The sequence below is a fragment of the Cellulomonas biazotea genome (assembly GCF_004306155.1).
GTDB lineage: Bacteria > Actinomycetota > Actinomycetes > Actinomycetales > Cellulomonadaceae > Cellulomonas > Cellulomonas biazotea.
This window is the reverse complement of sequence record NZ_BIMR01000313.1, coordinates 1-5,560: the sequence shown is the minus strand read 5'-3', so window position 1 is coordinate 5,560 and position 5,560 is coordinate 1. Positions and strand designations below refer to the sequence as shown.

Here is a 5,560-nt window from a genome sequence, read left to right as displayed (position 1 = left end):
GCGCTCGCGGCCGCGCCCGACGCCGAGCACGTCGCCCGGACCGCCGCGCGCGAGGCGCTGCTCACCGGGGCGGGACTGGTCGTCACGGGCGTCGAGCTGCTGACGTCGCACCCGCGCGCCGGGCGCGCCCTGCTCGCCGCGTCGCCCGTGCTCGTCGTCGGGCGCGCGACGTGGGACCCCGCATGGAGCGACTGGCCGCCGCTGCTGCTCGACGTGCCGCCGTCGACCGTCGCCGAGCGGACGAGCCTGTGGCGCGAGTCCCTCGGGGAGAGCGCGCCCGACACCGCACGCGCGACGGCCCCCTACCAGCTCCGCCCCGAGCAGGTCGCGCGCGCCGCCCGCGCCGCCCGGCAGCAGGCGACCCTCGACGGCGGCCTCACGCTCGAGCACGTGCGCGTCGGCGCGCGCGCCGAGAACGGCACGGCCCTCGAACGCCTCGCGCGCCGCATCGAGCCCGCCGTCGGCTGGGGCGACCTCGTCCTGCCCACCGACGTCCTCGGGTCGCTGCGGGAGGTCGCGACGCGCGCCCGGTACCGCGAGCAGGTCCTCGGCGACTGGCGGATGCGACCCGGCGGCGGGCGTGGGCACGGCGTCGCGGCCCTGTTCGCGGGCGACTCCGGCACGGGCAAGACGATGTCCGCCGAGGTCGTCGCGCACGAGCTCGGCCTCGACCTGTACGTCGTGGACCTCGCGACCGTCGTCGACAAGTACATCGGCGAGACCGAGAAGAACCTCGAACGGATCTTCGCGGGCGCGGCGGGCGTCAACGCGGTCCTGCTGTTCGACGAGGCCGACGCGGTGTTCGGGCGGCGCAGCGAGGTGAAGGACGCCCACGACCGGTACGCCAACATCGAGAGCGCCTACCTGCTGCAGCGCATGGAGACGTTCGACGGCCTCGCGATCCTCGCGACCAACCTGCGCGCCAACATCGACGAGGCGTTCATCCGGCGTCTCGACGTCGTCGTCGACTTCCCCCTGCCCGACGCGACCCAGCGGGTCTCGCTGTGGGACGCGAGCCTGGGCCGCCGGGTGCCGCGCGCCGACGACATCGACCTGGCGTTCTGCGCCGACGCGTTCGAGCTCGCCGGCGGGGCGATCCGCTCGGCCGCCGTCACCGCCGCGTACCTCGCCGCGCACGACGGCGGCACCGTCGGGATGCGGCACGTCGTCGCGGCCGTCTACCGCGAGTACCGCAAGCTCGGCCGCCTCACCCTCCCGAGCGAGTTCGGCCGCTACTGGGACCTCCTGGCCTGACGCCGACCTCGCGGGCGGGGCGTGCCCGATCGGGCGGGGCGGGGTGCCCCCACGGGCGGCCCGACGAGGCTGCCCGCCCGCGGCCGACGGTGGCAGCGTGGCGGGGTCGAGGGGGACCAGCGTCGAGAGGGGCCGACGATGCACAGCCACGACCAGCAGGAACGGGTCGACGCCCTGCGACCCAAGCCCGCCCGGGTCGACGAGCGGCAGGCGGCACCCGTCGTGTCGCGGGCGCTGACCGAGGGGCGGCCCGACCGGCTCGACCCCGGCGGTCTCGCGTACCTGCAGCGCACCGCCGGGAACGCGTCGACCGCGGGGCTCGTCGAGGACGAGCGCTCCCCCGTCCTCGACGTCGTCGGCTCCGGCGGCGGGCAGGCGCTCGACCCCGAGGTCCGCACCGACATGGAGGGCCGCCTCGGCGCCGACTTCGGCGACGTGCGCGTCCACACCGACGGCGCCGCGTCCGACTCGGCCCGGTCCGTCGGCGCGCACGCGTACACCGTGGGCTCCGACATCGTCTTCCAGCGCGACGCCTACGACCCCGGCTCGACCGCGGGCCGCACGACCCTCGCGCACGAGCTGACGCACGTCGTCCAGCAGCGCAGCGGCGCGGTCGACGGCACCCCGACGGGCGGCGGCATCAGCGTGTCCGACCCGGGCGACCGGTTCGAGACCGCCGCCGCGGACAACGCCGAGCGCGTCATGGCCGGTCCCGCACCCGCGAGCGCCGACGCCGCCCGGGCCTCCGCCGGCGCCGCCGTCGTCCAGCGCGAGGAGGTCCCCGAGGAGGAGGAGCCCGTGCAGGGCGACTTCGTCCAGCGGCAGGAGGAGGCCGAGGAGGAGATGGAGGGCGAAGCCTGACCCCGTCGCACCGTCCGGCTCCCGCGGCCGCCCGATCGGGCACACCGCACCGCCCTCAGGGGCGTCCGGCCGGACACGCACCCGGCACGACCACGACAGCACGCTGACCAGTACGACTCCCTGTGCCCGAAGGAGGGGACATGCCGACCTACCTGTCACCCGGCGTCTACGTCGAGGAGGTGGAGGCGGGCACCCGGCCCATCGAGGGCGTCGGGACGTCCGTCGCCGCGTTCGTCGGCATGGCCGCCAAGGGCCCGTTCAACACGCCGACGCTCGTCTCGAACTGGACCCAGTACTCCGAGACCTTCGGGGACTTCCTGCCCGGCTCGTACCTCGCGCACTCCGTGTACGGGTACTTCCTCAACGGCGGCTCCAACGCCTACGTCGTGCGGATCGGCAACGAGCAGGCCGCCGACGAGGCCGAGAGCCAGCCGCGCACCAGCACGTCGCCCAAGGCCCTGCCGGCCGTCCCGCAGGCCGTGCTCGGCGCGTACAAGGTCTCCGCCGGGGAGAAGGCGCCCAAGACGAAGAAGCTCAGCGTCGAGGTCGCCGAGGCGGGCGGCGAGAACGCGCCCGACGACCAGTTCAAGCTCGTCATCCTGCTCGACGGCAAGGCCGCCGAGACGTACGACAACGTCACGACCAAGCGCGGCGACGACAACGTCGCGACCAAGGTCAACCAGCAGTCGAAGCTCGTGACGATCGAGGAGCTGTCGAGCGGCAGCGGCCTGGTCAAGCCCGACAAGGGCGTCGCGGACCTCGTCGAGCCCGAGCCGGAGCCGGAGCCGCCCGCGACGGGCGACCTGGGCGCCGACGACTACATCGGCGACGCCGCCGACCGCACTGGCTTCTCCGGCCTGGAGGCGATCGACGAGGTGACGATCGTCGCCGTCCCGGACCTCGTGGCCGCGCTCGAGCAGGGCGCGATCGACCTCGAGACGTTCCAGGCCGTGCAGCTCGCGATGATCGCGCACTGCGAGCTCATGGGTGACCGCATGGCGATCCTCGACCCGCCGCCCGGCCTCGGCCCGCAGCAGATCAAGGACTGGCGCGTCGACGGCGCCGGGTACGACTCCAAGTACGCGACGCTCTACTGGCCGTACATCAAGGTGTTCGACCCCGCGTCCGGCACCAACCGGTTCGTGCCGCCGTCCGGCCACATGGCCGGCATCTGGGCCCGCAACGACGACACCCGCGGCGTGCACAAGGCGCCCGCCAACGAGGTCGTCCGCGGTGCCATCACCCTCGCCACGCAGATCACCCGCGCCGAGCACAACCTGCTCAACCCGGTCGGCGTCAACGCCATCCGGACCTTCCCGGGGCGGGGCGTGCGGGTCTGGGGCGCCCGGACCCTGTCGTCCGACCCGGCCTGGCGGTACGTCAACGTGCGGCGGCTCTTCAACTACCTGGAGGAGTCGATCCTCATCGGCACCCAGTGGGTCGTGTTCGAGCCGAACGACGACGCGCTGTGGGCCCGCATCCGGCGCACCATCGCGGCGTTCCTCGTCAACGAGTGGCGCAAGGGCGCCCTGTTCGGGCTCAGCCCCGAGGAGGCGTTCTTCGTCCAGTGCGACCGGGAGACGAACCCCGCCGAGGGCATCGACGCCGGGCAGGTCGTCTGCCGCATCGGGGTCGCCCCGGTCAAGCCGGCCGAGTTCGTGATCTTCCAGCTCTCGCAGTTCTCCGGCGGCACGAGCCTCGTGGCCGAGTGACCGGGCCCCGACGACCACAGGAACGGTGAACCATGGCACTTCCCGACACCTTCGACCTCGCCACCGCGTACTCGTTCTCGGTGAAGATCGACGGCATCCAGGTCCCGCACGTCATGGAGGTCAGCGGGCTCAAGGCCGAGGTCGACAAGGTCACCTACCAGCAGCAGGCGTCCGACGGGAAGTTCGTGACCCGTCAGATGATGGGCCGCCAGAAGGCCGGCGAGTTCAAGGTCAAGCGCGGCCTCACCGACTCGACGACCGTGACCGACTGGCTCAAGGCCGTCTTCGAGGGCAAGCTCGCCGACGCCCGCAAGACGGCCGAGGTCGCGATCTACACCTCCGACAACCAGCTCCTCAAGCGGATGAACTTCCGCAACGTGTGGGTCAAGGACGTCGAGCTCGGCGGCACCCTCAAGGCCGGGTCCACCGAGCCGCTGTCCGAGACGTTCACGGTGTGCTGGGACGAGATGGAGTTCGCGTGATGCGACGCTCCCTGCCGGTCCAGCTGGACGAGCCCGACGTCGACGACGTGCCCGAGGGCGCGGCGCCGGCGCGGGCCGTCCGGCGGGACGCGCTGCGCACCGAGTTCGACTTCCAGCTGCCCCGCGGGTACCTGGACGGCGACGGTGTGCTGCACCGGCACGGCACCATGCGGCTCGCGACGGCCCGCGACGAGCTGCTCCCCCTGTACGACGCGCGCGTCCAGGAGAACCCCGCCTACACGACGGTCGTCCTGCTCAGCCGCGTCATCACCGCGCTCGGCACGCTCGGCGCCGTCACGCAGAGCGTCGTCGAGAACATGTTCGCGTCCGACGTCGCGTTCCTGCAGGACCTCTACCGGCGCATCAACGCCGAGGGGCACACGCGCGCGGCGGTGACCTGCCCGTCGTGCCAGCACCACTTCGACGTCGACATCTCCGGCGGGCGCCTGGGGGAATCGTGACGTACGCGCCCGCCCGCATCCGCGAGGAGGTCGCGTACGTCGCCTACCACTTCCACTGGTCGCACGACGAGATCCTCGACCTGGAGCACCCGCAGCGACTCGCGTACGTCCAGGAGATCGCGGCGATCAACCGCCGCATGAGCGAGGAGCGCTGACGTGCGCTGGCCGTGGCAGCGGGACCACGACGTCCCGCCGGTCGCCGACCCCGGGCCCGGACCCCGTGCTGCCGCCGACGACGACGGCCACCGCGGGGGCAGCGACGACGCCCGACCGCCCGCCGCGGCCGAGTCGACCTCCGGCTGGGCGTTCCTGCCGCCCCTGCAGCGCACCGTCGCACCCGTCGAGCTCACGACCCGGCCCGTCGCCTTCCTCTCGGACCTGCCCACCCGCGCCGGGATGCGGTTCACCGGCGCGATGTCCCACGTCGTCGACTCCCGTGCCCCGTCCGGCGTCGTCGACGGCGGCGCACCCCCCACCGTGCAGCGGTCGGCCGACGTCGACCTCACGCTCCTGCCGCCCACGCCCCGCCCCGCTCCCGTGCAGCGGCGCGCGACCGGCGGGCTGGCAGGCCTCGACTCGGCGCCGGCGGGCACGCCACGACTGCGGGCGGTGCCCGTGGGTCCGCCGGCGCCGGGAGAGCTCCCGGCAGCGCCCGAGCCCGTCGCGCCCCTCCCGACCGCCGGGTCGGCGGGGCCCGACCTGACCCTCCGCGCTCCCGCCGCGACGCCCGACCCGGCGGGAGCGGGGGCGGGCGGGCGGCGGGCTGCCGAGGCACCCGCCACGTCCGCCG

General features: G+C 74.0%; 6 protein-coding genes and 1 pseudogene. All 7 read left to right on the top strand.

Annotated features, from left to right (window positions below; translation table 11 throughout):
• Positions 1 to 1,254 (top strand): ATP-binding protein (locus CBZ_RS17535; RefSeq protein WP_130782764.1); only part of this gene is annotated, 1,254 nt, incomplete at its 5' end.
• 138 nt (positions 1,255 to 1,392) lie between these two features.
• Entirely contained in the window at positions 1,393 to 2,115 is a 723-nt protein-coding gene (locus CBZ_RS17530; protein WP_130782763.1) for an eCIS core domain-containing protein, read from the top strand.
• Positions 2,116 to 2,255: 140 nt separating this feature from the next.
• Positions 2,256 to 3,827: a phage tail sheath family protein gene (locus tag CBZ_RS17525; RefSeq protein ID WP_130782762.1), complete on the top strand. Its 1,572-nt coding sequence runs from the start codon at positions 2,256 to 2,258 to the stop codon at positions 3,825 to 3,827.
• A 32-nt stretch (positions 3,828 to 3,859) separates the two neighbouring features.
• A complete protein-coding gene (locus CBZ_RS17520) occupies positions 3,860 to 4,309 on the top strand; it encodes a phage tail protein (RefSeq protein ID WP_130782761.1) in 450 nt (149 codons plus the stop codon).
• The gene (locus tag CBZ_RS17515) at positions 4,309 to 4,770 is read left to right on the top strand and encodes a hypothetical protein (RefSeq protein WP_130782765.1); all 462 of its coding nucleotides are present in this window, start codon (positions 4,309 to 4,311) and stop codon (positions 4,768 to 4,770) included. Before CBZ_RS17520 ends, CBZ_RS17515 begins: the two co-directional genes overlap by 1 nt.
• The gene (locus tag CBZ_RS21110; protein WP_013769342.1) at positions 4,767 to 4,925 is read left to right on the top strand and encodes a DUF6760 family protein; all 159 of its coding nucleotides are present in this window, start codon (positions 4,767 to 4,769) and stop codon (positions 4,923 to 4,925) included. The genes CBZ_RS17515 and CBZ_RS21110 overlap by 4 nt, the downstream gene beginning before the upstream one ends.
• Position 4,926: 1 nt before the next feature.
• Positions 4,927 to 5,560, top strand: a pseudogene (locus CBZ_RS17510) (hypothetical protein); the annotation flags it as partial.

Coding starts and splice junctions, on each gene's coding strand:
- CBZ_RS17530 (WP_130782763.1), top strand. CDS start 1,393: ATGCACAGCCACGACCAGCAGGAACGGGTCGACGCCCTGCGACCCAAG.
- CBZ_RS17525 (WP_130782762.1), top strand. CDS start 2,256: ATGCCGACCTACCTGTCACCCGGCGTCTACGTCGAGGAGGTGGAGGCG.
- CBZ_RS17520 (WP_130782761.1), top strand. CDS start 3,860: ATGGCACTTCCCGACACCTTCGACCTCGCCACCGCGTACTCGTTCTCG.
- CBZ_RS17515 (WP_130782765.1), top strand. CDS start 4,309: ATGCGACGCTCCCTGCCGGTCCAGCTGGACGAGCCCGACGTCGACGAC.